Here is a 21,031-nt window from a genome sequence, read left to right on the forward strand (position 1 = left end):
GACAACGCTGTCCTAGGGAACGAAATGTCCGAGAACAACGAAAACGGCGAAACGCCCTCGGCCAAGGCCGGAGAAAAGGGCGCCGGCCAGAAGGTCGTCATCAAGAAGTACGCCAACCGCCGGCTCTACAACACGGCCTCTTCGTCGTACGTCACCCTCGAGCACCTGTCGGACATGGTGAAGGAGGGGATCGACTTCGTCGTCTACGACGCCAAGACCAACGACGACATCACCCGCTCGGTCCTGACCCAGATCATCTTCGAGGAAGAGAATCGCGGCGGCGGCCAGAACCTGCTGCCGATCCAGTTCCTCCGTCAGCTGATCGGCTTCTACGGCAATTCCATGCAGGCCTTCCTGCCCAGCTATCTGGAAATGTCGCTGGAGAGCTTCACCAAGCAGCAGGAGCGCATGCGCAGCCAGTTCGCCGGCCTGGCGCCGGGCAAGGGCATGCCGGGCATGGGGGTCTACGAGGAGCAGATCCGCCAGAACATGGCGCTGTTCGACCGGGCCATGAAGATGTTCTCGCCGTTCGCCTACGCCCGGCCCGAGGACGCCGCCGCCCCGCCGCCGCCCGCCGAACCGCCGCCCCCGGCCCCGTCCGCGCCCAGCGAGGACTCCCTGGCCGACCTCAAGCGCCAGCTCGAGGCCATGCAGCAGCAGATCGAGAAGCTGGCGACCAAGCCGTAGGGCGCGGGTCCACGATTGGGGACAGGCGCATGCGCCTGTCCCCAGCCGGATCCACGATCCCTTAACCACGCCGGCCCATCCGTTCTTAACCGTCCCGGCGCTACCTCTTTCACCATGAACGGTCCGATCGACCCCATCCGACGCGCGCAAGCCGCGCGCCGGGCGCTGCCCGCGCCCCGCGACGACCGTCCCGAGGCGGACGGCGAGGAAGACGTGACCTTCGTGCGCGACGAGCAGCCGGCCCCGCCGCCGCCGCCCCGACCCAATACGCGCAAGGGGGGCGCCTTCGCGACCTTCGCCGCCCACCTGATGGGCCAGAGCGGCCAGAAGCGCGGCCTGCGCGGTGGGCAGGAAGTGCTCGACGCGGCGCGTTCGACCTATCTCGGCACGGAATATTCCGGCCCGGCCGACCGCCGTCCCAAGGCGGGTCTGATCAAGAAGACCGAGATCTAGCCTTTCAGGCGGGCCAGTTCGGCCTCCAGCGCGGCCACCCGCGCCTCCAGCGAAGCCACCTTCTGCTCCAGCGTGACGGGTTCGCGCGGCAGGGCCGCCACGTGCGCCCCCACGCCCGCCCGGCGCGCGGCCTCGGCCAGCGGAACTCCCAGCAGCTCGGCGAAAGCGGCGATCTGGGCCGCCGTCAGCTCGCGCTGGTCCTTGTAGGCCAGGGTCAGTTCGTCGGTGGTCATGCCGGCCACGGCGGCCAGAACCGCCCGCGTCAGCCCCCGCTCGGCCAGCCGCGCGTCGTACCAGAGCTGGTCGAAGAACAACGCCATGGGTCGAAGGCTAACGCAGGAGGCGGCGTTGGCGCCAGTCTTGCTTGGTGGCGAGGGACTTCAGGCCTCGAGACCCATCATGCTGCTGACCGCCGTGACCCGCTTCTTCGACATCGCCGTCGTGACCCTGATCTTCACGGCGCTGACCTGAGACCAAAAATCCGCTCATCCCGGCGAATGCCGGGACCCAGATGGCAAATCTGGGTGGCGGGCTCCACAAGCGCAGCGCCCTTCCAACCCGCCTCCCCGCTAAGGGATCTGGGTCCCGGCGTTCGCCGGGATGAGCGGTGTTGTTAGGCGCTCTCCAGCAGCATCATCGTCCCCTGGCCGCCGTCGGCGCAGATGCTGACGATGGCCTTCTCGCCCTTGGGCCGGGTCGCCAGTTCCTTGACCGCCTGGCTCAGGATCCGCGCCCCGGTCGCCCCGAACGGGTGGCCGACCGCCAGGCTGCCGCCGGTGGGGTTCATCCGCTCGCGCGGGAATTTGCCGAGGTCGGTCTCGACCCCCGCCTTGGTCCGCCGGAAGCCTTCGTCCTCCCAAGCGGCGATGTGCGACAGCACCTGGGCGGCGAAGGCCTCGTGGATCTCCCACAGGCCGATGTCGGCGTACTTGAGACCGTTGCGTGCCAGCAGACGCGGCACGCCGTAGGCCGGGGCCATCAGCAGGCCCTCGTGGCGCAGGTCGATCGAGGTGACCTCGTAATCGACCACCTTCACCCGCGGGGTCTTGGCCGGCAGGCGCGCCAGGCCCGCCTCGGACGCCACCCAGATCGCCGCCGCCCCGTCGGTCAGGGGCGAGGAATTGCCGGCCGTCAGGGTGCCCTGGCCGCTGGTCTTGTCGAAGGCCGGCCCCAGCTTGGCCAGCTTCTCCAGCGTCGAATCCTTGCGCGGGATGGTGTCGCGCTTCAGCTCGCCGATCGGGATCACCAGGTCGTCGAAGAAGCCGGCCTCCCAGGCCGCCACCGCGTGCTGGTGGCTCTCGAAGGCGATCTGGTCCTGGTCGGCCCGCGACAGCTTCCATTCCTTGGCGGTGATCTCGGTGTGCTCGCCCATCGACAGGCCCGTGGTGCGGTTGGCGACCTTGGGGATCCAGAGCTTCAGGTCCGACGGCTTCAGCCGGCCCAGCTGGGCCAGGCGCGCGCCCGGGGTCTTGGCCGACTGGAAGCCCTTGAGCCAATCGGAGAAGCCGATGCTGGCCCCGATCTGGACCTTGCTCATGCTCTCGACCCCGCCCACCAGGGCCAGGTCGCGGCCGCGCCCGTCGATCATGCCGGCCGCCTCGATCACCCCGATCATGCTGGTCGAGCAGGCCATGATCGTCGAGAAGGCTGGGATGGTCGGGTCGCCCCCGGCGTCCAGCAGCACCTCGCGGGCGATGTTGCTCCAGGTGAGGTTGGGGATCACCGTGCCCCAGATGGCGAAGTCGGGGCGGGCGCCCCCTTCTTTCTGGGAAAGTTGCGCCAGCATGGCCTGCACGACCGGCACCGACAGGGCGATGGCGTCATAGCCCTTCAGCGGCCCGTCGACCTTGGCGAAGGGGGTGCGCAGCCCGGCCGCCAGCCAGATGTCGGGTTTGGACGCCATGATCGTGATCCTCGCAAAGCCAGGATGTCAGCATGGCGAGGCTGGGCCGCAAGGTCTTGTTGAAATTCGTGGCGATCCCCTCTCAACCGTCATCCCGGGCCCTGTGCCCGGGACCCCTGGTTCAGCTGACGGTGAAGCGAAATGGCGCGCCAGCGCGCCACACCCCCGCACCTGCGGCGGACAAAGGGGTCCCGGGCACAAGGCCCGGGATGACGGTTGTTATGAAGATCAGTGCGCGTCGCTGAAGTCGATGTCGCGGCGGGCCGAGACGATGGTCACGATGAAGCCGGCCAGCACGTCCAGCAGCACCATCACCGTCAGCAGGAAGAACACCGAGGTGCCGAAGGCCGGGGCCAGCAGGAACTCGACCAGGCAGACGATGAACAGCACCATCGACAGCGAGTGGTTGATGATCGCGATCTTGCGGCTGGTCGTGGACTTCAGCAGCTCGACGAACAGCACCACCAGCGAGGCGGCCAGCAGCAGGTCGCCCAGGCTGACGGCCCAGTCGGCCTTGGAGGTCATGTGGATCGTGAACAGCTGCTCGGCCAGCCGGGCCTGGGCGCTGGAGGCGTTGAAGCCGCCGGCCAGGGTCAGGACGATCAGGTTGTAGACCAGCACCGGCAGGGCCAGCAGCGGAAACGCGGCGAACATCTCTGGCTCTCCCCCGAAGGCCGATTGAGGAACGATGGTTAACCGGTTTTGCGGATTCCCGAAAGCCGGCGCCGCTCGATGGGCGAGCCGCTCCCGAAATACCCGCGCTGAACCGGGGACATGCCCTCGCGGCGTGTCCCCATCAGCATCCGCCGAGCCAGGACTTGGGGACACGCCCAAGGGCATGTCCCCGGCTCAGACCTCGTCCACGCCCAGCGGGTTGCGGGCCCGGGTCTGCAGCCACATCACGCCCAGCAGATCGGACACCGAGGCCTTGAGGCGGCCGAAGTTGGTGTATTTCGACACCCCGCTCTCGCGGTGCCGATGATTCACCGGCTGGAAGTCGACCTGATAGCCCTCGCGCAGCATCAGGGCCGGGATGTAGCGGTGGATGTGATCGAAGTACGGCAGGCGCAGGAAGGCCTCGCGGCGGAAGGCCTTCAGCCCGCAGCCGGTGTCGTTGGCGGTGTCCTTCAGCAGGCGCTTGCGCACCCCGTTGCCTAACTTGGAGGCGAAGCGCTTGGCGTTGCTGTCCTGGCGCTTGACCCGCTCGCCGCCCACCAGGGCCAGCTCCGGCGGGCCGGCCTTCAGGGCCTTGGCCAGGCGCGGCGCGTCGGCCGGGTCGTTCTGGCCGTCGCCGTCCAGGGTGATCACGATCGGGGCGCGGGCGGCCAGCACGCCGCTGCGCACGGCGCGGCTCTGGCCCGAATTCTTGCGATGGGACAGCACGCGCAGCTGCGGGATCTCGGCCTTCAGCGCCACCAGCAGGGCCTTGGTGTCGTCGCGGCTGGCGTCGTCGATGAAGATGATCTCGTGGTTCTCGCCGGCGAAGGCGGCGGCGATCTCGCGCGCCAGGGCGGGCGCGGCGCCCCCTTCGTCGAAGACGGGAACGACCACGGAATAGTCGGGAGCTTCCGAAGAGACGGGGGAGGCTTGAGCGTTCATCGGCCTCTAATAGCGCAAAAATAGCCAGAAAGAAGGATCGTGCTATTCCAGTATGATGACGCTTGAATCTCGCCTGGATGACTGGAGCCGCGGCTGRCGCGGCCCGCTGTTCGCCGCCCTGGTCGCGCTGATCGCCGGACTGCCCGGCCTGTTCGCCATGCCGCCGCTGGACCGCGACGAATCGCGCTTCGCCCAGGCCACCGCCCAGATGCTGGAAACCGACGACATGGTCGTCATCAAGTTCCAGGACCAGCCGCGCTTCAAGAAGCCCGTCGGCATCCACTGGCTGCAGGCGGCCAGCGTCACCGCGTTCTCCGCCGTCGAGGACCGGGGCGTCTGGGCCTATCGCATCCCCTCGCTGCTGGGCGCCATGCTGGCGGCGGCGGCCTGCGCCTGGGGCGCGGCGGCGCTGCTGAGCCCCAAGACGGGACTGCTGGCCGGCGGCATACTGGGCGCGACCATCCTGCTGTCGACCGAGGCGTTCATCGCCAAGACCGACGCGGCCCTGTGCGGCTTCACCACCCTGGCCATGGCCGCCCTGGCCCGCATCTACGCCGCCCACCTTGCCGGTGAAAAGGTCTCCCGCTGGACCAAGCTGGCCTTCTGGATCGGCCTGGCCATGGGCGTGTTGATCAAGGGCCCGGTGGGGCTGATGGTGGTGGTCCTCAGCGTGATCGCCCTGTGGATCTGGGACCGCAAGGCCGCATGGATCAAGGACCTGGGCTGGGGCTGGGGGGTCACCGTGCTGGCCGCCGTCGTCCTGCCCTGGGCGATGATGATCACCGTGGCCACCGACGGCGCCTTCTGGTCCACCGCCGTGGGCAGCGACCTGGCCCCCAAGCTGGCTGGCGGCCAGGAGAGCCACGGCGCGTTGCCGGGCAGCTACGCCCTGGCGGCGTTCCTGCTGGTGTTCCCGGCCAGCCTGCTACTGCCCGCCGGCCTGGTCCAGGGCTGGAGCGGCCGCAAGGAGGCGGGGATCCGCTTCGCCGTCTGCTGGCTGGTCCCGACCTGGCTGGTGTTCGAGCTGCTGCCGACCAAGCTGGTCCACTACACCCTGCCCGCCTTCCCGGCCCTGGCCATGCTGATGGCCGCGTCGCTGCGGGCGCCGCTGGGCAAGGTCTCGCGCGCGATCGGCGCGGGACTGTCGGCCCTGGCCGGCCTGCTGTTCGCGGTCATGGCGGCCTATCTGTACAAGGAATACGGCGACCCGACCGACCTGCCGGTCACGATCCTGACCGCCCTGCTGTTCCTGGCCGCCGGGGTGGTCGGGGCGGTGCTGGTGATGCGCCGGACCGCCGCCACCGCCCTGGTCGCGGCGGGGGTGCTGGGCGTCCTGGCCCACGGCGCCCTGGTGGGCCTGCTCGTGCCGCGCCTGGAGCCGCTGCTGCTGTCGCCGCGCCTGGAGAAGGCGCTGGAGGCGGCCGACCTGGCCCCGCGCGGCGGCGCGCCGGGCCCGGTGGCCGTCACCGGCTACGCCGAGCCCAGCATGATCTTCCTGCTGGGCACCACCACCCAGCTGACCGACCCCGTCGGCGCGGCCAAGGCCGTGGCCCAGGGCCGTCCGGCCGTGGTCGAGGGCCGCCAGGAGAAGGCCTTCCAGGCCGCCCTCGCCGCCCTGGGCCAGACCGCCCGTCCGGCCGGCGTGGTCGAGGGCTTCGACTATTCCGACGGCGACAAGGAGCGCCTGACCCTCTATCGCGGCGCGCCGATCCGCGCCGACGACGAGGACGACACGGCGCCGGCCGACGACACCGCCCCAGGGGAGACCCGCCCATGAGCCGCTTCATCCAGATCGTCGAGGTCGGCCCGCGCGACGGACTGCAGAACGAGAAGCTGTCCCTGACCGTGGCCGAGAAGCTGGACATGATCCGGCGGCTGGAGGCGGCGGGGGCCAGGCGCATCGAGACCGTCTCGTTCGTCAATCCCAACCGCGTGCCGCAGATGGCGGGGGCCGAGGAGATCCAGGCGGCCCTCACGCCTGATCTGGATCATTCCCGCATTGGCCTGGTGCTGAACATGCGCGGCTGGGAACGCTGCGTGTCGGCCGGCTGCGATGAGGCCAATGTGGTGGTCTGCGCCACCGACGGCTTCGGCCTGGCCAACCAGGGCGCGACGGCCAGGCAGCAGCTGGACGCCCTGGGCGCGATCTGCGAGCGCCGGGCGCTGGAGGGCGGCCCGCCGATCACCGCCACGATCTCGGTGGCCTTCGGCTGCCCGTTCGACGGCGAGGTTTCTGAAGACCAGGTCGTGACCATCGCCCGGGCCGCGGCCCTGTTCGGCGTGGCCGAGATCGCCATCGCCGACACCATCGGCGTCGCCGATCCCTGGACGGTGCGCAAGCGCGTGGAGGGCGTGCGCGAGGCCGCGCCGGACACCCGCCTGCGCCTGCACTTCCACGACACCCGCAACACCGGCCTGGCCAACGCCTATGCCGGAGTCGAGGCCGGGGTCGACGTGCTGGACGCCTCGGTCGGCGGCCTGGGCGGCTGCCCGTTCGCCCCCAACGCCACCGGCAATATCGGCACCGAGGACCTGGTCTACATGCTGGAGCGGGGCGGCTACGAGACCGGCTACGAGCTGGACGCCCTGATCCAGATCGGCCGCGACGTCAGCGAACGCCTGGGCAAGGCCCCGGCCTCTTCCCTGGGCAAGGCCGGCAAGTTCCCCGCCTGACGTCGCTACTTGTAGTGACAAGGCCAAGTTGACTCGCCCCACGGGTGATCTTCTAGTCCGCCGCGCCGCGACCTCCAGCACGGGGCGCGAGGAACAGGGGGACCGCCATGACCACCACGATCACCTTCCACGACGCCTTCCCGGCCGGCTGTCCGTCGCCGGCGGGCCCCTATCGCGAGGCGGGCCTGGTGTTCACCAACTCGGTGGGCAACGCCTGGTGCAGCCCGTTCGTCAACGACTTCGTCGGCACCTACGGCTCGCCCAGCCAGCTGTTCGTCAGCCGCGACGACGGCGGGACCTTCGACTTCGCCTCGCTGCAGGTGTGCAATCCCAACACGGCGATCCCGTCGCAGGTCACCACCTTCGTCGGAACCCGCGCCGACGGCTCGACGGTCAGCGCCCAGTTCAGCACGCCGAACGGCGACACCACGCCCCAGACCTTCGCGCCGACGGGCTTCGACGACCTGACGAGCCTGGTGGTCCACCTGGGCTTCGTGGCCTTCGACACCTTCGTCTTCGAGGGCGTGTCGGCCAAGACGGTGCTGTTCGACCAGGACTTCCCGCCGGGCTGCCCGTCGGCTTCGACCGCCTACGCCTCCCAGGGCCTGACCTTCACCAACTCGGCCGACAACACCTGGTGCAGCGGCTTCATCAACGGCTTCGTCGGCAGCTACCAGGCGCCGTGCACGGTGACGGTCGCGCCGGCGGCGGGCCAGACGTTCGACTTCCTGTCGCTGCAGGTGTGCAATCCCAACCCGGCCATCACCGCCCAGCCGGTCACCTTCACCGGGACGCGGCCGGACGGCTCGACCGTCAGCGTCACCTTCTCGACGCCGTCGAACAACACCGCGCCCCAGACCTTCGCCCCCGAGGGCTTCGGCGGCCTGGCCTCGCTGACCATCGCCCTGGGCTTCGTGGCCTTCGACAACTTCGTGTTCGCCGACTAGACGGCCCTCAGGACCCTTCTCCCCTCGCGGGAGAAGGTGTCGGCCAAGCCGACGGATGAGGGGTCTCTCAAACGAAAACCGCCGCGACAGCTGAGAAGCCGATCGCGGCGGTTCTGGTCTTAAGCCCCTCACCCGACCCCGCTCCGCGGAGCCACCCTCTCCCGCAAGGGGAGAGGGAAATCCTAGATCGGCCTGCCCGTGATCTTCCAGAGCAGCGGCCGCAGCACGCTCATCAGCAGGATGGCCGGGGCCAGCAGGACGGCGATCACGTAGCGCTGGACCGTGTCGGCCCGTTTGATGAAGTAGCGCGACAGGCCCACGCCCTTGTGGAACTCGACCTTCACCGGGTGCTCCAGGCTGGTGTGGCCCAGGTGAATCACTTCGGCCTTGGGCTGGAACAGCACCTCGCCGCCGGCCTGGCGCGCGCGCCAGCACAGGTCGATGTCCTCGACGTGCAGGAAGTAGCCCTCGTCGAAGCCGCCCAGCAGGTCGAAGTCCTGGCGGCGCAGGGCGAAGCAGGCGCCGGAGATGGTCGGCATCGGGACCGGCCCGTCCGGCGTGGGTTCGTGCTCGCGGTGGATTTCGAACTGCGACAGGCCCGGGAACCGCGAGGTCAGGTGGCCGAAGCTGAGCAGGGTGGTGACCGGTGTCACCTCGCCCCGGCGGCCGCCGCGCTGTTCGGTGCCGTCGGTGTTCATCACCCGCGCCCCGACCACGGTCGGGACCGGCCGGCCCTCGAAGGCCGCGACCAGGGCCTCGATGCAGCCGTCCTGCAGGTTGGCGTCGGGATTGAGGAAGACGATGTATTCGCCCCGCGCGATCTCGGCGCCCATGTTGGCCCCGCGCGCGAAGCCGACATTGCCGTGCCCCTGCCGCAGCACGACGCGCGGCTCGGCCATGCCCAGATTGCGCAGCCGCTCGGCCTCGCCCTCGGGCGACCCGTTGTCGATGATGACGAACTCGTCGACCTGCGGCTCGTCCAGCACGTGGCGGATGCTGTCGACCAGCGCTTCCCCGGTCTTGTAGACGACCATGACGACCGAGATGCGCGGCCGGATCGGCCGCGCACCCGCAACGAAGGTCGAAGGAGAGGGAAGAATGCTGTTCATCAGGCCTGCGCCAACTCCGCGGGCGCCGCCGCCGTGCGAGCCCGGGCGAGGTCGGGCGGCGTCGCTTCCTCGGTCAACGCGCGAACCGCGTCTTCCAGCGACAGCACCCTCTGCCCTTCGCCGCCCAGGCGACGCAGGGCGACTTCTCCGTTCTCGGCTTCCTTACGCCCGACCACTGCGATCACCGGTACTTTCGCGAGGCTGTGTTCGCGAATCTTGTAGTTAATCTTCTCGTTCCTGAGATCGACCTCTGCGCGAATACCGGCCGAAGTCAACCGGTCGGCCACTCGCTGGGCGTAGTCGTCGGCGTCCGACGTGATCGTGGCCACCACCACCTGGGTCGGCGCCAGCCACAGCGGCAGGGCGCCGGCGTAGTTCTCCAGCAGGATGCCGATGAAGCGCTCGAACGAGCCCAGGATCGCGCGGTGCAGCATCACGGGCCGGTGCTTGGCGCCGTCCTCGCCGATGTACTCGGCGCCCAACCGCTCGGGCAGGACATAGTCCAGCTGCAGCGTGCCGCAGGTCCATTCCCGGCCGATGGCGTCCTGGACGATGAAGTCCAGCTTCGGCGCATAGAAGGCCCCGTCGCCCTCGGCGATCACCGGCTCGACCCCGGCCAGGCGCGCGGCCTCGGCCAGCATGCCCTCGGCCTTGTCCCAGAACTCGTCCGAGCCGGCGCGCAGCTCGGGGCGCGTGGCCAGGGCGATGTACTTGGTCGTCATGCCCAGGTCGCCGTGGATCATCCGCGTCAGGCGGATGAAGCGCTCGGTCTCGTCGACGATCTGGTCTTCGCGGCAGAAGATGTGGGCGTCGTCCTGGGTGAAGGCGCGCACCCGCATCAGGCCGTGCAGGGCGCCCGACGGCTCGTAGCGGTGGCACGACCCGAACTCGGCCATGCGCATCGGCAGTTCGCGGTACGAGCGCTGGCCGACGTTCCAGATCTGCACGTGGCCCGGACAGTTCATCGGCTTCAGCGACAGGACCTCGCCCTCGACCGTCTCGCAGACGAACATGTTGGCGCGGTACTTGTCCCAGTGGCCGGACTTCTCCCAGAAGGCCTTGTCCAGCACCTGGGGCGTCTTGACCTCGATATAGCCGGCGCGGTCCAGCTGGCGGCGCATGTAGGCCTCCAGCGTCTGCCACAGCTTCCAGCCCTTGGGGTGCCAGAAGACCATGCCGCGGCCTTCTTCCTGCATGTGGAACAGGCCCAGCGACTTGCCCAGCTTGCGGTGGTCGCGCTTCTCGGCTTCCTCGATGCGCGTCAGATAGGCTTCCAGGTCGGCTTCGCTGGCCCAGCTCGTGCCGTAGATGCGCTGCAGCTGGGCGTTGTTCTGATCGCCGCGCCAGTAGGCGCCGGCCAGCTTGGTCAGCTTGAAGGCCTTGCCCACGTGCTTGGTCGACGGCAGGTGGGGACCGCGGCACAGGTCCTTCCAGTTCCCCTGGCGATAGACCGTGATCGTGTCCGTGGCCGGCAGGTCGCGGATGATCTGGGCCTTGTAGGCCTCGCCGATGTCGTCGAAGTGCTTGATGGCCTCGTTGCGGTCCCAGACCTCGCGCGTGATCTTCTCGTCGCGGTCGACGATCTCCTTCATGCGCTTCTCGATCACCGCCAGGTCGTCCAGGCTGAACGGCTCGTCGCGGGCGAAGTCGTAGTAGAAGCCGTCCTCGACGTTAGGGCCGATCGTCACCTGGGTGCCGGKAAACAGCTCCTGCACGGCTTCGGCCAGCACGTGGGCCGTGTCGTGGCGGATCGTGTCGAGCGCCTCGGGGGCCTCGCGGGTGATGATCTCGAACTTCTTGTCGCCGGCCAGCAGGTCGGGGGTGATCGGGCGGTCCAGGTCCAGCAGCTGGCCGTCGATCTTGATCAGCAGGGCCTTCTTCTCGAGGGACTTGGAGATCGAGGCGGCCACGTCGCGGCCCGTCGAACCGTCAGCGTACTGGCGGGCCGAGCCGTCGGGGAAAATCAGGTCGATCATTCTTCACAGTTCCACTTGCGCGGCGCGCGGGGCGGAGGCGGCGGGTCGTACCCCGAACCGCCGAACGGATTGCAGCGGCAAATCCGTCCCACCGCGAGCCAGGACCCCTTCAGGGGCCCATGATCCTTGAGCGCCTGGGCCGCGTATTCCGAGCAGGTCGGCAGATACCGGCATTGGCGCCCGATGAAGGGCGACAGCGTCGTCTTGTAGGCCTTCAGGCCCAGGTCGACGGTGCGTTCGTAGAGTGTCATGCCGGCGCTTTCGCGAACGGAGTCGGGCCCTTATCGACTAGCGAAAAGACCCGATCAAGCGGCGCCGACGCGGCTAGTTCGGGTTTGGGTCCGGCCTGTGGCCTCGCGGACAGCTTCGACCGCGGCCTCGAACGCCAAAAGCGTCGAGGCGTGACGGGCGGGATAGTCCTTGACCGGCTCCAGCACGGCGAGCTCCGAAAATCGACCCGTGGGAGCGGGACCGTTCGACTTGAGCATAGCGTGCAAGGCGTCGCGGGCCAACTCGATCTCGGAAAGATCGGCCCCGATCACCTGGGCGCCGAGGATCGCGGCCGAGGCCTGGCCCAGGGCGCAGGCGGTCACGTCCTGGGCGAAGTCGGCGACCTTGCCGTCCGCCACCGTCACGTCGATGACGATCCGGCTGCCGCACAGCTTGGCCGTCTTCTCGGCGCTGGCGTCGGGCGCGGCCAGGCGTCCGGCCCGGGGCATGTTGGCCACCAGCCCCAGGATGCGGGCCGAATAGAGGTCGTCGATCATGCCGCTTATGTGGGGCTGCTCTGGCGTTCCGACCAGAGGGTCTCGGCCCGCGCCCTGACCGCCTCGCCCATGCGGGTGAAGGCCGCCTTCAGGCGACGCCGCTCGTCACGGCTGACGAAACGGACCAGCGGGCCCATGAACAGCTCGCCGTTCGAGAAGGTCGAGCCGGAGTCGCTCATCTTCTCGATCTCCAGATAGCGGATCGCCGTGACGAAGCCGTTCAGTCGCTTGGTGCGCCAGTGCAGCTGCTCGTACGGCACCCAGTCCTGGACCACCGCCTCGACCAGCTGGGCCGGGCCGTCGCCGACCACCAGGTCGAAACGCAGCGCCGTGCCGATGCGCATCTCGCCCTCCATGCGCGGATGGACGGGGTTCCAGTCCTTCCACGAGGCGAAGTCGGAGATCACTTCCCAGACGATCTCGGCGGGGGCCTGGACCCCGGTTCGGAATTCTACGGCGCGTTGCATGGGTGTCCGTCTAGCACTGTCAATCGATGAAGCCCAAGCCGCTGGCCTTCTGGAAGACCGGCAGGTCGAGGGAGGGCGGATCCTGGCCGGCCTGGCTGAGCAGGCCGTGGACCTGGCCGCGATGGTGGGTCTGGTGGTTGAAGATATGGGCCAGGGCGGCCCACAGCGGCTGGGTCACGGTCGCGCCGTCGGCCTTGCGGGTCCAGCGGAAGACGCCGGCCAGCTGCTCGTCGGTCAGGCCGGCGACGTGGTTGGACAGGGCCGCGTCCTCGTGGGTTCGCGCCGCGCGCAGGGTGGCCAGGTCGTGGAAGATCACCGCGTCCAGGCCCTCCGGCGGCAGGGGTTGGCCCCGCAGCCGCGCCAGCCACATGCGGTCGGTGACGATCAGATGGTTCAGCGCGCCATGGATCGAGCCGAAGAACGCCCCGCGGTCGGCCAGATAGTCGGCCTGGTCCAGCAAGGCGCAAGCCGCGTGGATGCGGTGGTTGGCCCAGGCGTTGTAGCCGGCGAACATCTGGAAGTAGGCGCGCATTTGAAAATCCGCTCATCCCGGCGAACGCAGGACCAGAAGTTTAGGACTGTAATCTAGCCTAATTCCGCACCTTTCCAACCACCGTCATTCCCGCCCTTGTGGCGGGAATGACGGATAGTGGGGTGGGGCTAGTCCTTCATGCGCCAGGTCGCGCCGGCGGGGCCGTCCATGACCACCACGCCCAGGCCGTCCAGCTCGGCGCGGATGGCGTCGGCGGCGGGCCAGTCCTTGGCGGCGCGGGCCTCGAACCGGCGCTTGAGCAGGTCCTCGACCTTGGCCTTCAGGTCGTCGTCGGCGTCGCCCTCGAACCAGGCGTCCGGATCGGCCTGCAGGAAGCCCAGCAGGCCGGCCGTGGCCAGCAGCCGGCCCTTGTTGGCCGCGATCGCCGCTTCGTCGCCGGCCGTCACGGCCCGCTCGATGGCGCTGGAGAGCTCGAAGAACCCGGAAACCGCCAGCGGGGTGTTCAGGTCGTCCGACAGGGCGGCCAGCACGTCGTCGGAAGGCTCGGACTCGCCGGCCTCGACGGTCTTGGCGCGGCGCAGGGCCCCGTACAGGCGGTCCAGCGCCTTCTTGCTCTGCTCGACCAGCTCGGGCGTCCAGTCCAGCGGCTGGCGGTAGTGACCCGACAGCAGCGCCCAGCGGATCACCTCGCCCGGGGTGCTCTTCAAGAGCTCGTGCGGGATGATCACATTGCCCAGGCTCTTGGACATCTTCTCCCCCGACATGTCGAGGAAGCCGTTGTGGAGCCAGTAGTTGGCMAGGACCGGCGCGCCATGGGCGCAGCGGCTCTGGGCCAGTTCGTTCTCGTGGTGCGGGAAGGTCAGGTCGATGCCGCCGCCGTGGATGTCGATCGTCCGGCCCAGCTGCTTGTCGATCATGGCCGAGCACTCGATGTGCCAGCCCGGGCGGCCCGCGCCCCAGGGGCTGTCCCACTCGGGCTCGTTCTCCTTGCTGGGCTTCCACAGCACGAAGTCGGCGGGGTGGCGCTTGTAGGGCGCGACCTCGACCCGGGCGCCGGCGATCATGTCGTCCAGGTCGCGGCCCGACAGAGCGCCGTAGTCGGCGAACGCCTGGGTGTCGAACAGCACGTGGCCCTCGGCGGCGTAGGCCTTGCCGTTGTCGACCAGCTTGCCGATCATCTCGACGATCGGACCCATGTGCTCGGTGGCCTTGGGCTCCAGGGTCGGGCGCAGGGCCAGCAGGGCGTCGGCGTCCTCGTGATAGGCCGCCAGGTAGCGGTCGGTGATGACCTTGATCGCCACGCCCTCGTCGAAGGCCTTCTTGTTGATCTTGTCGTCCACGTCCGTGACGTTGCGGGCATAGACCACCGCGTCCGCGCCATAGACATGGCGCAGCAGGCGGAACAGCACGTCGAACACCACCACCGGCCGGAAATTGCCGATGTGGGCGTGGTTGTAGACCGTCGGCCCACAGACATACATCGTCACCCGGCTGGGATCAGCGGGAACGAAGTCGCGCTTCTCGCGCGCCATGGTGTCGTGAAGCTTGATGGTCATGGGAAGGGAGCGGCCTGACGTCGCGGGAGTGTTGCGGGGATACGGATCGGCCCCATATAACGAGAGCACGCGCGCACGACCACGATTGAATTGGCTCGATGTTCGCGACGGGTGGCACGCGTAATTCCAGGACGAAAGGCGTCCTGGCGCAACTCAGCCCGTGGAAAGACCCTTCCCGCACATGGACGCACTGACCCGCGAGCGAACCCTGATCGGTCTCGATACTGACACCGGTCTTGATCTTGAACCCGCCCAGCGCCCCACCCGAGACGAGGCCATGGCCGCCGTCCGGACCCTGCTGGCCTGGGCCGGCGACAACCCCGACCGCGAAGGCCTGCTCGACACGCCCCAGCGCGTGGTCGACGCCTATGGCGAGTGGTTCGCCGGCTATCACGGCGACCCGGCCACGGAGCTGTCGCGCACCTTCGAGGACGTGCAGGGCTATGACGACATGGTCATGCTGCGCGGCATCGACGTGCAGAGCCACTGCGAGCACCACATGGCGCCGTTCCTGGGCAAGGCCTGGGTGGCCTACATGCCGACCGGCAAGGTCGTGGGCCTGTCCAAGCTGGCGCGCCTGGTCGAGATCTTCGCCAAGCGTCTCCAGACCCAGGAGACCATGACCATGCAGATCGCCGACGCCATCGAGGACCACCTCAGCGCCGCCGGCGTGGCCGTGCTGATCGACGCCGAGCACCAGTGCATGTCGACCCGCGGCGTGCACCACCACGACGTCTCGACGATCACCACCCAGTTCCGCGGCGCGTTCAAGACCGACAAGGTCCTGCAGCAGCGCTTCATGGACCTGGTGACGCGGAAATAGCCCGCCATGGCGCGGCCCAGGCCCTATTGCACCGATTGCGGCAAGGACCTGCGGCCGTCCGCCAACGCATGCCCGCGATGCGGCGCTCGAATGCCCGAGTCGATGGGCGCCCGCGCCAAGGGCTTCGGGATGGAGGTCGCTTTCAATGTCGTCATCGAGGGCGCGCTGAAGGCGATCGCGGCGATTTTCTAGCGACGCTCCTCCAATCCCGCGATGCCGGGACTCGGCGTCTGCGGAACCTTCCTGTAGCGAAGGCGTCCGAAGACGAGTGGTTTGGGGCGTAGCATGATCTGGAAGACCGGGCTGGCGGCTCTGGCCGTCGCGATGATGGCGGGCACGACCATGGCGCAGACTCCGAAAGCTCCCTGGGAGTCCGACATCCTCCCCCCGACCCTGCCCTGGCATGGGGCCAGCGAGAAGCTGGTCGCCAAGCCCTCCGATCCCTGGATCACGCCGTCGGAGCTGACCGGCCTGACGGCCTCGCCGAACTACGCCGAGACCCGCGCCTGGCTCGAGAAGCTGGACGCCGCCTCGCCCCTGATCCGCATGGAGGTCTTCGGCAAGTCGCCCGAGGGCCGCGACCTGCTGGTGCTGTACGTCTCCAAGGACGGCGACAAGTTCGATCCCAAGAAGCCCGTGCTGCTGGTCCAGGCCGGCATCCATCCGGGCGAGATCGACGGCAAGGACGCCGGCATGATGCTGCTGCGGGACATGGCGTTCCACGGCAAGGATGTCCTGCTCGACAAGGTGAACCTCGTCTTCGTGCCGATCTTCAGCGTCGACGGCCACGAGCGGGCCAGCCCCTACAGCCGCCCCAACCAGCGCGGTCCCGTGATCCAGGGCTGGCGGCACACGGCCCAGAACCTCAACCTGAACCGCGACTACGGCAAGCTGGACGCGCCGGAGATGCGGGCGATGATCGGCCTGATCAACCAGGTCCGGCCCGACCTCTACATGGACATCCACGTCACCGACGGCGAGGACTACCAGTACGACGTCACCTATGGCTGGGCCGGCTATCTGGGCGATTTCGCACGGTCGAAGGCCACCAGCGCCTGGCTGGATAACACCTACCTGCCGGCCACCCAGGCCGGGCTGAAGGCGGCGGGGCACGTGCCCGGACAGCTGGTCTTCGCCCTGGACGACCGCGACCCGAAGAAGGGCCTGGGCTCGTCCCCGGCCTCGCTGCGCTATTCCAACGGCTATGGCGACGCGGTGGGCATGGCCACGGTGCTGGTCGAGAACCACTCGCTCAAGCCCTACCGCCAGCGGGTGCTGGGGACCTATGTCCTGCTCGAGGAGAGCCTGAAGGTCCTGGCCAAGGACGGCGCGGCCCTGCGCGCCGCCGAGACGGCCGACCGCGCCCGGCGCCCGGCCGTGGTCGAGGCCAATTTCGGGACCGGCTTCGGCAAGGGCGGCGGCGACAAGCCGCTGCGCACCGTGTCGTTCCTGGGCGTGCAGTACGAGACCTACGACTCCCCTGCCACGGGCGGCAAGGAGGTGCGCTGGCTGGGCAAGCCCGATCCCAAGCCCTGGTCCCTACCCCTGTTCGCCGCCGAGCCGTCGCTTCAGCTGACCCCGCCCAAGGCCTACTGGATCTCCTCGGCCAAGCCCGACGTGATCGAGCGCCTGCGGGCCCACGGGGTGGCGATGGAGACCCTGGCGGCGCCCAAGACCGTGTCGGTCGACATGATCCGCTTCACCGCGCCGAAGATCGCCACCCACGCCAGCGAGGGCCATGTCGAGATCGACGCCGGCCCGGTCACCCACGAGACCCGCACGGTGATCTGGCCCGCCGGCTCGGTCCGCGTCTCCACCGACCAGCCGCTGGGTGAACTGGTCACCCTGCTGCTGGAGCCGGAAAGCGACGAGAGCTTCTTCGCCTGGGGCCTGTTCCCCGAGGTGCTGCAGCGCGTGGAATACATCGAGGGCTACGCCCTGGCCCCGCTGGCCGAGAAGATGCTGGCCGCCGATCCCAAGCTGAAGGCCGAGTTCGAGGCCAAGCTGGCCGCCGACCCCAAGTTCGCCGCCGATCCCGACGCGCGGCTGGGGTGGTTCTATGCGCGCACGCCGTACTACGACGACCACTACAAGCTCTATCCGATCGGGCGCGAGCTGTAGTGGGCTAAGAAGGGGACACACACTCACCCCACGGCTCATGCCGGATCGGCCACGATCGTGGAGTGAGTGTGTGTCCCCACCTTCGGGCTCGGCGCCCAGGCTAGTCGCCTTCCCGACGAGCCATCTTGCCAGCTTGGCCGAACGCTGAGCCTTATTCGGCACGTTCGATCCAGTTTCACGAGTAAATCCCGATGGACACCATCGCCTCCGGACACGCCGCCGCCCTGTGGGTGGGGCTGCATGTCCTGCTCCTGCTGACCCTGTCGCTGCTGGTCGTGCGCCTGCGGCAGAAGCACAAGGTGGCCCTCGGCGACGAAGGCATCCCCGAGCTGGCCCGCGCCATCCGCGCCTTCGGCAACGCCAGCGAGTACATCCCCGTCGGCCTGGCGGCGATCATCGTCCTGGCCCTGGTCGGCGCTCCGCCGCTGGCCATCCACGTGGTGGGCCTGGTGCTGTTCGCCGGCCGGCTGATCCACGCCGTGGGCCTGTCCAACAGCGGCGGCGCCTCGATCCCGCGCGCCCTGGGCATGATCTGCACCTGGGTGGCCTACATCTTCGGCGCTGTGGCCCTGCTGTTCTACGCGATTGGCTAGGTTGTTTTCGCGCGAAGTGGACCTCTACCCGCGCTGAGAAAGCGCGCAGGCTTCCTCGAGTCCCCCTGGACGCCGAGGACCCTGGATGCGCGCCTTCCGACTTTTCCGTGCGAGCCCGTTGCTGCTGGCGCTGGTCCTGACCCCCACGGCTGGGTTCGCCCAGGTCGGGTCCCCAGCCGTGGCGGCGCCGGCGCCGCGCCCCGACGGCCACCACGATTTCGACTTCGAGTTCGGCGACTGGACCACCCATATCCGCCGCCTCGAGCATCCCCTGACCGGCTCCAGCAGTTGGGTCGAGTACGACGGCAGCTCGATCGTCCGGAAGGTCTGGGGCGGCCAGGCCAATCTCGGCGAGATCGACGTCAGCGGCCCGGCCGGCCGCATCCAGGGCCTGAGCCTGCGGCTCTACGATCCGGCGACCCGCCAATGGTCCATCCGCTTCGCCAACAGCCGGGACGGCGACCTCGGGACGCCGATGGTCGGCGGATTCCGGGACGGCCGCGGCGAGTTCTACGACCAGGAGACCCTKGGCGGCCGGTCGATCTTCGTCCGCTTCATCTTCTCCGACGTGACCGACAGGACCTTCGCCCTGGAACAGGCCTTCTCGGCAGACGGCGGCAAGACCTGGGAGGCGAACTGGATCGCGACGTTCAAGCGGGTCCGGCCGACGGCCTGATCCCCGGTCGCCGGCGGCGCCGGTCGAACCCGCCTTGCCGCGCCCCCGCCCCCTCGTCCATAAGACCGCATGGATGAAAACCTGTTGCATGACGTGCTCGCCGCCGCGCGGACCGCCGGCGCCGACGCCGCCGAAGCCGTGTTCGCGCAGCGCCAGTCCCTTTCCGTAAGCGTCCGCCTGGGCGAGCTGGAGGAGGTCGAGCGCGAGGAGTCCCGCGACATCGGCCTGCGCGTCTTCGTCGGCAAGCAGAGCGCGACGGTGTCGGGTTCGGACATCTCGGCCGAAGGCCGCGCCAAGCTGATCGACCGGGCCGTGGCCATGGCCCGCCTGGCGCCGGAAGACCCCTACGCCGCCCTGGCGCCCGCCGACCGCCTGGCCCGCGCGCCGTTCCGCGACCTGGACCTCTTCGACCCGACCGAGCCCTCGGCCGAGACCCTGGAGGCCCAGGCCCGCGAGGCCGAAGCCGCCGCCCGCGCCGTCGACGGCGTGACCAATTCCGACGGCGGCTCGTCGTCGTGGAGCGCCTCGACCTGGCGGCTCGTTACGAGCGAAGGCTTTGCTGGCTTGCATCAGGCCAGCGGCTTCGGCGTCTCGGCCTCGGCCATCGCCGGCGAGGGCGCGGGCATGGAGCGCGGCGGCGAGGGCCGTTCGACCCGCCACGCCGCCGACCTGCCCAGCCCGACCAGCATCGGCGCCAAGGCCGGCCAGCAGGCGGTCGCCAAGCTGAACCCGCGCAAGATCGACTCGACCACCGCCCCGGTGATCTTCGAGAACCGCCTGGCCATGTCGCTGCTCAGCCCGCTGATCGGCGCGATCTCGGGCCCGTCGATCGCCCGCGGGACCTCGTTCCTGAAGGACAAGCTGGGCCAGGCCATCTTCGCCAAGGGCGTCAACCTGCTGGACGACCCGTTCCGCATGCGCGGCCTGGGCTCGGCCCCGTTCGACGACGAGGGCGTGGCCTGCGAACAGCGCGCCCTGATCGACGACGGMGTGCTGATCACCTGGCTGATGAACATCAGCTCGGCCAAGCAGCTGGGGATGCAGAGCACCGGCCACGCCTCGCGCGGCCTGGCCGGTCCCTCGGGCGTCTCGACCCATAACCTGACCCTGCAGCCGGGCGACAAGGACCTGGCCGGCCTGATGGCCGACGCCGGCACGGGCCTCCTGGTCACCTCGATGTTCGGCCCCTCGCTGAACGGCAACACCGGCGACTGGTCGGTGGGCTGCTCGGGCTTCTGGTTCGAGAACGGCGTCTCGACGGGCCCCGTCACCGAGATCACCGTGGCCGGCAACCTGATCGACATCTACGCCCGCCTGGTCCCCGGCTCGGACCTGGAGATCCGCGGGGCCAGCAACAGCCCGTCCCTGCTGGTGGACGCCCTGGCGATCGCCGGAAAATGACCGACCTGGACCTGATCCTCTCGGCCGCGCGCGACGCCGGAGCCCTGGCGCTCTCGGCCCGCGCCGAGGGCCTGAAGATCTGGTCCAAGGACGGCGGCTCGCCGGTCACCGACGCCGACCTGGCGGTGGACGCCCTGCTGAAGAAGACCCTTGGCGCGGCCCGGCCGGACTACGGCTGGCTGTCGGAGGAGACCGCCGACGACCCCGCCCGCCTGGCCACGCCGCGCCAGTTCGTGGTCGACCCGATCGACGGCACCCAGTCGTTCATGAAGGGCAAGCCCTGGTTCACGGTGTCGATCGCCGTGGTCGAGGCCGGCCGGCCGATCGCCGGCGTGGTCCACGCCCCGGCCCTGGACGAGACCTATGTCGCCACCCTGGGCGGCGGCGCCACGCTGAACGGCGCGGCCGTCAGTCCCAGCGACACCGACGACCTCGAGGACGCCGCCATGCTGGGCGACGCCAAGATGTTCGTGCACCCGGCCTGGCGCGAGCCGTGGCCGCCGATGCGGGTGGAGAGCCGCAACTCGATCGCCTACCGCCTGTGCCTGGTGGCCGCCGGGGCCTTCGACGCCGCTGTCGCCCTGTCGCCCAAGAACGAGTGGGACCTGGCCGCCGCCGACCTGATCTGCGCCGAGGCCGGCGCCGTCCTGACCGACCACAAGGGCCGCGCCTTCACCTACAATCGATCAAATCCGCTGCTTCCGAGCGTCGTTTGCGCCAATCGCGCGCTTCACCCGTTGATCCTGTCACGCGTCGGGCATATCGACCTGCCCCAACGATAACTTCC

23 protein-coding genes and 1 pseudogene are annotated in these 21,031 nt (G+C 69.1%); 13 read left to right on the top strand and 11 right to left on the bottom strand.

What is annotated here, in order from left to right:
- The first annotated feature begins 24 nt into the window (after window positions 1–24).
- Entirely contained in the window at window positions 25–687 is a 663-nt protein-coding gene (gene phaR / locus AC1U89_RS19785) for a polyhydroxyalkanoate synthesis repressor PhaR (RefSeq protein WP_479901362.1), read from the top strand.
- Between the two features lie 114 nt (window positions 688–801).
- Entirely contained in the window at window positions 802–1,140 is a 339-nt protein-coding gene (locus AC1U89_RS19790; RefSeq protein WP_479901363.1) for a hypothetical protein, read from the top strand.
- Here AC1U89_RS19790 and AC1U89_RS19795 read toward each other — a convergent pair.
- Window positions 1,137–1,460 (bottom strand): DNA-binding protein, encoded by a 324-nt coding sequence (locus tag AC1U89_RS19795; protein WP_479901364.1) that lies wholly within the window; start codon window positions 1,458–1,460, stop codon window positions 1,137–1,139. The genes AC1U89_RS19790 and AC1U89_RS19795 overlap by 4 nt on opposite strands.
- Before the next feature lie 28 nt (window positions 1,461–1,488).
- On the opposite strand from AC1U89_RS19795, the gene AC1U89_RS19800 reads away from it, so the two are divergent.
- On the top strand, window positions 1,489–1,611 hold the full coding sequence (locus AC1U89_RS19800) for a hypothetical protein (RefSeq protein ID WP_479901365.1): 123 nt from the start codon (window positions 1,489–1,491) through the stop codon (window positions 1,609–1,611).
- Between the two features lie 142 nt (window positions 1,612–1,753).
- On the opposite strand, the gene AC1U89_RS19805 is transcribed toward AC1U89_RS19800, so the two are convergent.
- The 3 genes from AC1U89_RS19805 to AC1U89_RS19815 all read right to left on the bottom strand — a co-directional run bounded on the left by AC1U89_RS19805 (window position 1,754) and on the right by AC1U89_RS19815 (window position 4,642).
- On the bottom strand, window positions 1,754–3,043 hold the full coding sequence (locus AC1U89_RS19805) for an acetyl-CoA C-acyltransferase (RefSeq protein WP_479901366.1): 1,290 nt from the start codon (window positions 3,041–3,043) through the stop codon (window positions 1,754–1,756).
- 228 nt (window positions 3,044–3,271) lie between these two features.
- On the bottom strand, window positions 3,272–3,697 hold the full coding sequence (locus tag AC1U89_RS19810) for a hypothetical protein (protein WP_479901367.1): 426 nt from the start codon (window positions 3,695–3,697) through the stop codon (window positions 3,272–3,274).
- A gap of 195 nt (window positions 3,698–3,892) precedes the next feature.
- Window positions 3,893–4,642 carry a glycosyltransferase family 2 protein gene (locus tag AC1U89_RS19815; protein WP_479901368.1) on the bottom strand — a complete coding sequence of 250 codons (750 nt, stop codon included), beginning with the start codon at window positions 4,640–4,642 and terminating at the stop codon, window positions 3,893–3,895.
- Between the two features lie 55 nt (window positions 4,643–4,697).
- Here AC1U89_RS19815 and AC1U89_RS19820 point away from each other — a divergent pair, with 55 nt between their 5' ends.
- From AC1U89_RS19820 to AC1U89_RS19830, 3 genes are all read left to right on the top strand, one after another.
- The gene (locus AC1U89_RS19820; RefSeq protein ID WP_479901427.1) at window positions 4,698–6,419 is read left to right on the top strand and encodes an ArnT family glycosyltransferase; all 1,722 of its coding nucleotides are present in this window, start codon (window positions 4,698–4,700) and stop codon (window positions 6,417–6,419) included.
- Complete coding sequence (locus AC1U89_RS19825) at window positions 6,416–7,315, top strand: hydroxymethylglutaryl-CoA lyase (RefSeq protein WP_479901369.1); 900 nt, start codon at window positions 6,416–6,418, stop codon at window positions 7,313–7,315. The genes AC1U89_RS19820 and AC1U89_RS19825 overlap by 4 nt, the downstream gene beginning before the upstream one ends.
- A gap of 107 nt (window positions 7,316–7,422) precedes the next feature.
- Entirely contained in the window at window positions 7,423–8,262 is an 840-nt protein-coding gene (locus AC1U89_RS19830) for a hypothetical protein (RefSeq protein ID WP_479901370.1), read from the top strand.
- A gap of 182 nt (window positions 8,263–8,444) precedes the next feature.
- On the opposite strand, the gene AC1U89_RS19835 is transcribed toward AC1U89_RS19830, so the two are convergent.
- From AC1U89_RS19835 to cysS, 7 genes are all read right to left on the bottom strand, one after another.
- Window positions 8,445–9,371, bottom strand: coding sequence for a glycosyltransferase family 2 protein (locus tag AC1U89_RS19835; RefSeq protein ID WP_479901371.1), 927 nt, complete (start codon window positions 9,369–9,371; stop codon window positions 8,445–8,447).
- Complete coding sequence (gene thrS / locus AC1U89_RS19840) at window positions 9,371–11,347, bottom strand: threonine--tRNA ligase (protein ID WP_479901372.1); 1,977 nt, start codon at window positions 11,345–11,347, stop codon at window positions 9,371–9,373. The genes AC1U89_RS19835 and thrS overlap by 1 nt, the downstream gene beginning before the upstream one ends.
- Window positions 11,344–11,598, bottom strand: a complete 255-nt coding sequence (yidD, locus tag AC1U89_RS19845; RefSeq protein ID WP_479901373.1) for a membrane protein insertion efficiency factor YidD — start codon at window positions 11,596–11,598, stop codon at window positions 11,344–11,346. The genes thrS and yidD overlap by 4 nt, the downstream gene beginning before the upstream one ends.
- A 54-nt stretch (window positions 11,599–11,652) precedes the next feature.
- Window positions 11,653–12,114: an iron-sulfur cluster assembly scaffold protein gene (locus tag AC1U89_RS19850; RefSeq protein ID WP_479901374.1), complete on the bottom strand. Its 462-nt coding sequence runs from the start codon at window positions 12,112–12,114 to the stop codon at window positions 11,653–11,655.
- A 5-nt stretch (window positions 12,115–12,119) separates the two neighbouring features.
- Window positions 12,120–12,581, bottom strand: coding sequence for an SRPBCC family protein (locus AC1U89_RS19855; RefSeq protein WP_479901375.1), 462 nt, complete (start codon window positions 12,579–12,581; stop codon window positions 12,120–12,122).
- Window positions 12,582–12,600: 19 nt separating this feature from the next.
- Window positions 12,601–13,113, bottom strand: a complete 513-nt coding sequence (locus AC1U89_RS19860) for a DinB family protein (RefSeq protein ID WP_479901376.1) — start codon at window positions 13,111–13,113, stop codon at window positions 12,601–12,603.
- Between the two features lie 128 nt (window positions 13,114–13,241).
- Window positions 13,242–14,630 (bottom strand): cysteine--tRNA ligase, encoded by a 1,389-nt coding sequence (cysS, locus tag AC1U89_RS19865; protein ID WP_479901377.1) that lies wholly within the window; start codon window positions 14,628–14,630, stop codon window positions 13,242–13,244.
- 181 nt (window positions 14,631–14,811) lie between these two features.
- Between cysS and folE the strand changes: the two genes are divergently transcribed.
- The 7 genes and pseudogenes from folE to AC1U89_RS19900 all read left to right on the top strand — a co-directional run bounded on the left by folE (window position 14,812) and on the right by AC1U89_RS19900 (window position 21,026).
- Window positions 14,812–15,453 (top strand): GTP cyclohydrolase I FolE, encoded by a 642-nt coding sequence (gene folE / locus AC1U89_RS19870; protein ID WP_029908777.1) that lies wholly within the window; start codon window positions 14,812–14,814, stop codon window positions 15,451–15,453.
- 6 nt (window positions 15,454–15,459) lie between these two features.
- Window positions 15,460–15,537: pseudogene (locus AC1U89_RS19875) on the top strand (zinc-ribbon domain-containing protein); the annotation flags it as partial.
- 201 nt (window positions 15,538–15,738) lie between these two features.
- The gene (locus AC1U89_RS19880) at window positions 15,739–17,574 is read left to right on the top strand and encodes a M14 family metallopeptidase (protein ID WP_479901378.1); all 1,836 of its coding nucleotides are present in this window, start codon (window positions 15,739–15,741) and stop codon (window positions 17,572–17,574) included.
- A 191-nt stretch (window positions 17,575–17,765) separates the two neighbouring features.
- Window positions 17,766–18,167, top strand: coding sequence for an MAPEG family protein (locus tag AC1U89_RS19885; RefSeq protein WP_029908783.1), 402 nt, complete (start codon window positions 17,766–17,768; stop codon window positions 18,165–18,167).
- An 85-nt stretch (window positions 18,168–18,252) separates the two neighbouring features.
- On the top strand, window positions 18,253–18,843 hold the full coding sequence (locus AC1U89_RS19890; RefSeq protein ID WP_479901379.1) for a hypothetical protein: 591 nt from the start codon (window positions 18,253–18,255) through the stop codon (window positions 18,841–18,843).
- 69 nt (window positions 18,844–18,912) lie between these two features.
- Window positions 18,913–20,244 carry a TldD/PmbA family protein gene (locus AC1U89_RS19895; RefSeq protein WP_479901380.1) on the top strand — a complete coding sequence of 444 codons (1,332 nt, stop codon included), beginning with the start codon at window positions 18,913–18,915 and terminating at the stop codon, window positions 20,242–20,244.
- The gene (locus AC1U89_RS19900; protein ID WP_479901381.1) at window positions 20,241–21,026 is read left to right on the top strand and encodes a 3'(2'),5'-bisphosphate nucleotidase CysQ; all 786 of its coding nucleotides are present in this window, start codon (window positions 20,241–20,243) and stop codon (window positions 21,024–21,026) included. The genes AC1U89_RS19895 and AC1U89_RS19900 overlap by 4 nt, the downstream gene beginning before the upstream one ends.
- Window positions 21,027–21,031: the final 5 nt, after the last annotated feature.

It is taken from the genome of Caulobacter sp. 05T431, assembly GCF_056665975.1.

What these genes read in the sequence shown, in the direction of transcription:
- phaR (WP_479901362.1), top strand. Translation starts at nt 25, where the DNA reads ATGTCCGAGAACAACGAAAACGGCGAAACGCCCTCGGCCAAGGCCGGA.
- AC1U89_RS19790 (WP_479901363.1), top strand. Translation starts at nt 802, where the DNA reads ATGAACGGTCCGATCGACCCCATCCGACGCGCGCAAGCCGCGCGCCGG.
- AC1U89_RS19795 (WP_479901364.1), bottom strand. Translation starts at nt 1,460, where the DNA reads ATGGCGTTGTTCTTCGACCAGCTCTGGTACGACGCGCGGCTGGCCGAG.
- AC1U89_RS19805 (WP_479901366.1), bottom strand. Translation starts at nt 3,043, where the DNA reads ATGGCGTCCAAACCCGACATCTGGCTGGCGGCCGGGCTGCGCACCCCC.
- AC1U89_RS19810 (WP_479901367.1), bottom strand. Translation starts at nt 3,697, where the DNA reads ATGTTCGCCGCGTTTCCGCTGCTGGCCCTGCCGGTGCTGGTCTACAAC.
- AC1U89_RS19815 (WP_479901368.1), bottom strand. Translation starts at nt 4,642, where the DNA reads ATGAACGCTCAAGCCTCCCCCGTCTCTTCGGAAGCTCCCGACTATTCC.
- AC1U89_RS19825 (WP_479901369.1), top strand. Translation starts at nt 6,416, where the DNA reads ATGAGCCGCTTCATCCAGATCGTCGAGGTCGGCCCGCGCGACGGACTG.
- AC1U89_RS19830 (WP_479901370.1), top strand. Translation starts at nt 7,423, where the DNA reads ATGACCACCACGATCACCTTCCACGACGCCTTCCCGGCCGGCTGTCCG.
- AC1U89_RS19835 (WP_479901371.1), bottom strand. Translation starts at nt 9,371, where the DNA reads ATGAACAGCATTCTTCCCTCTCCTTCGACCTTCGTTGCGGGTGCGCGG.
- yidD (WP_479901373.1), bottom strand. Translation starts at nt 11,598, where the DNA reads ATGACACTCTACGAACGCACCGTCGACCTGGGCCTGAAGGCCTACAAG.
- AC1U89_RS19850 (WP_479901374.1), bottom strand. Translation starts at nt 12,114, where the DNA reads ATGATCGACGACCTCTATTCGGCCCGCATCCTGGGGCTGGTGGCCAAC.
- AC1U89_RS19855 (WP_479901375.1), bottom strand. Translation starts at nt 12,581, where the DNA reads ATGCAACGCGCCGTAGAATTCCGAACCGGGGTCCAGGCCCCCGCCGAG.
- AC1U89_RS19860 (WP_479901376.1), bottom strand. Translation starts at nt 13,113, where the DNA reads ATGCGCGCCTACTTCCAGATGTTCGCCGGCTACAACGCCTGGGCCAAC.
- folE (WP_029908777.1), top strand. Translation starts at nt 14,812, where the DNA reads ATGGACGCACTGACCCGCGAGCGAACCCTGATCGGTCTCGATACTGAC.
- AC1U89_RS19880 (WP_479901378.1), top strand. Translation starts at nt 15,739, where the DNA reads ATGATCTGGAAGACCGGGCTGGCGGCTCTGGCCGTCGCGATGATGGCG.
- AC1U89_RS19885 (WP_029908783.1), top strand. Translation starts at nt 17,766, where the DNA reads ATGGACACCATCGCCTCCGGACACGCCGCCGCCCTGTGGGTGGGGCTG.
- AC1U89_RS19900 (WP_479901381.1), top strand. Translation starts at nt 20,241, where the DNA reads ATGACCGACCTGGACCTGATCCTCTCGGCCGCGCGCGACGCCGGAGCC.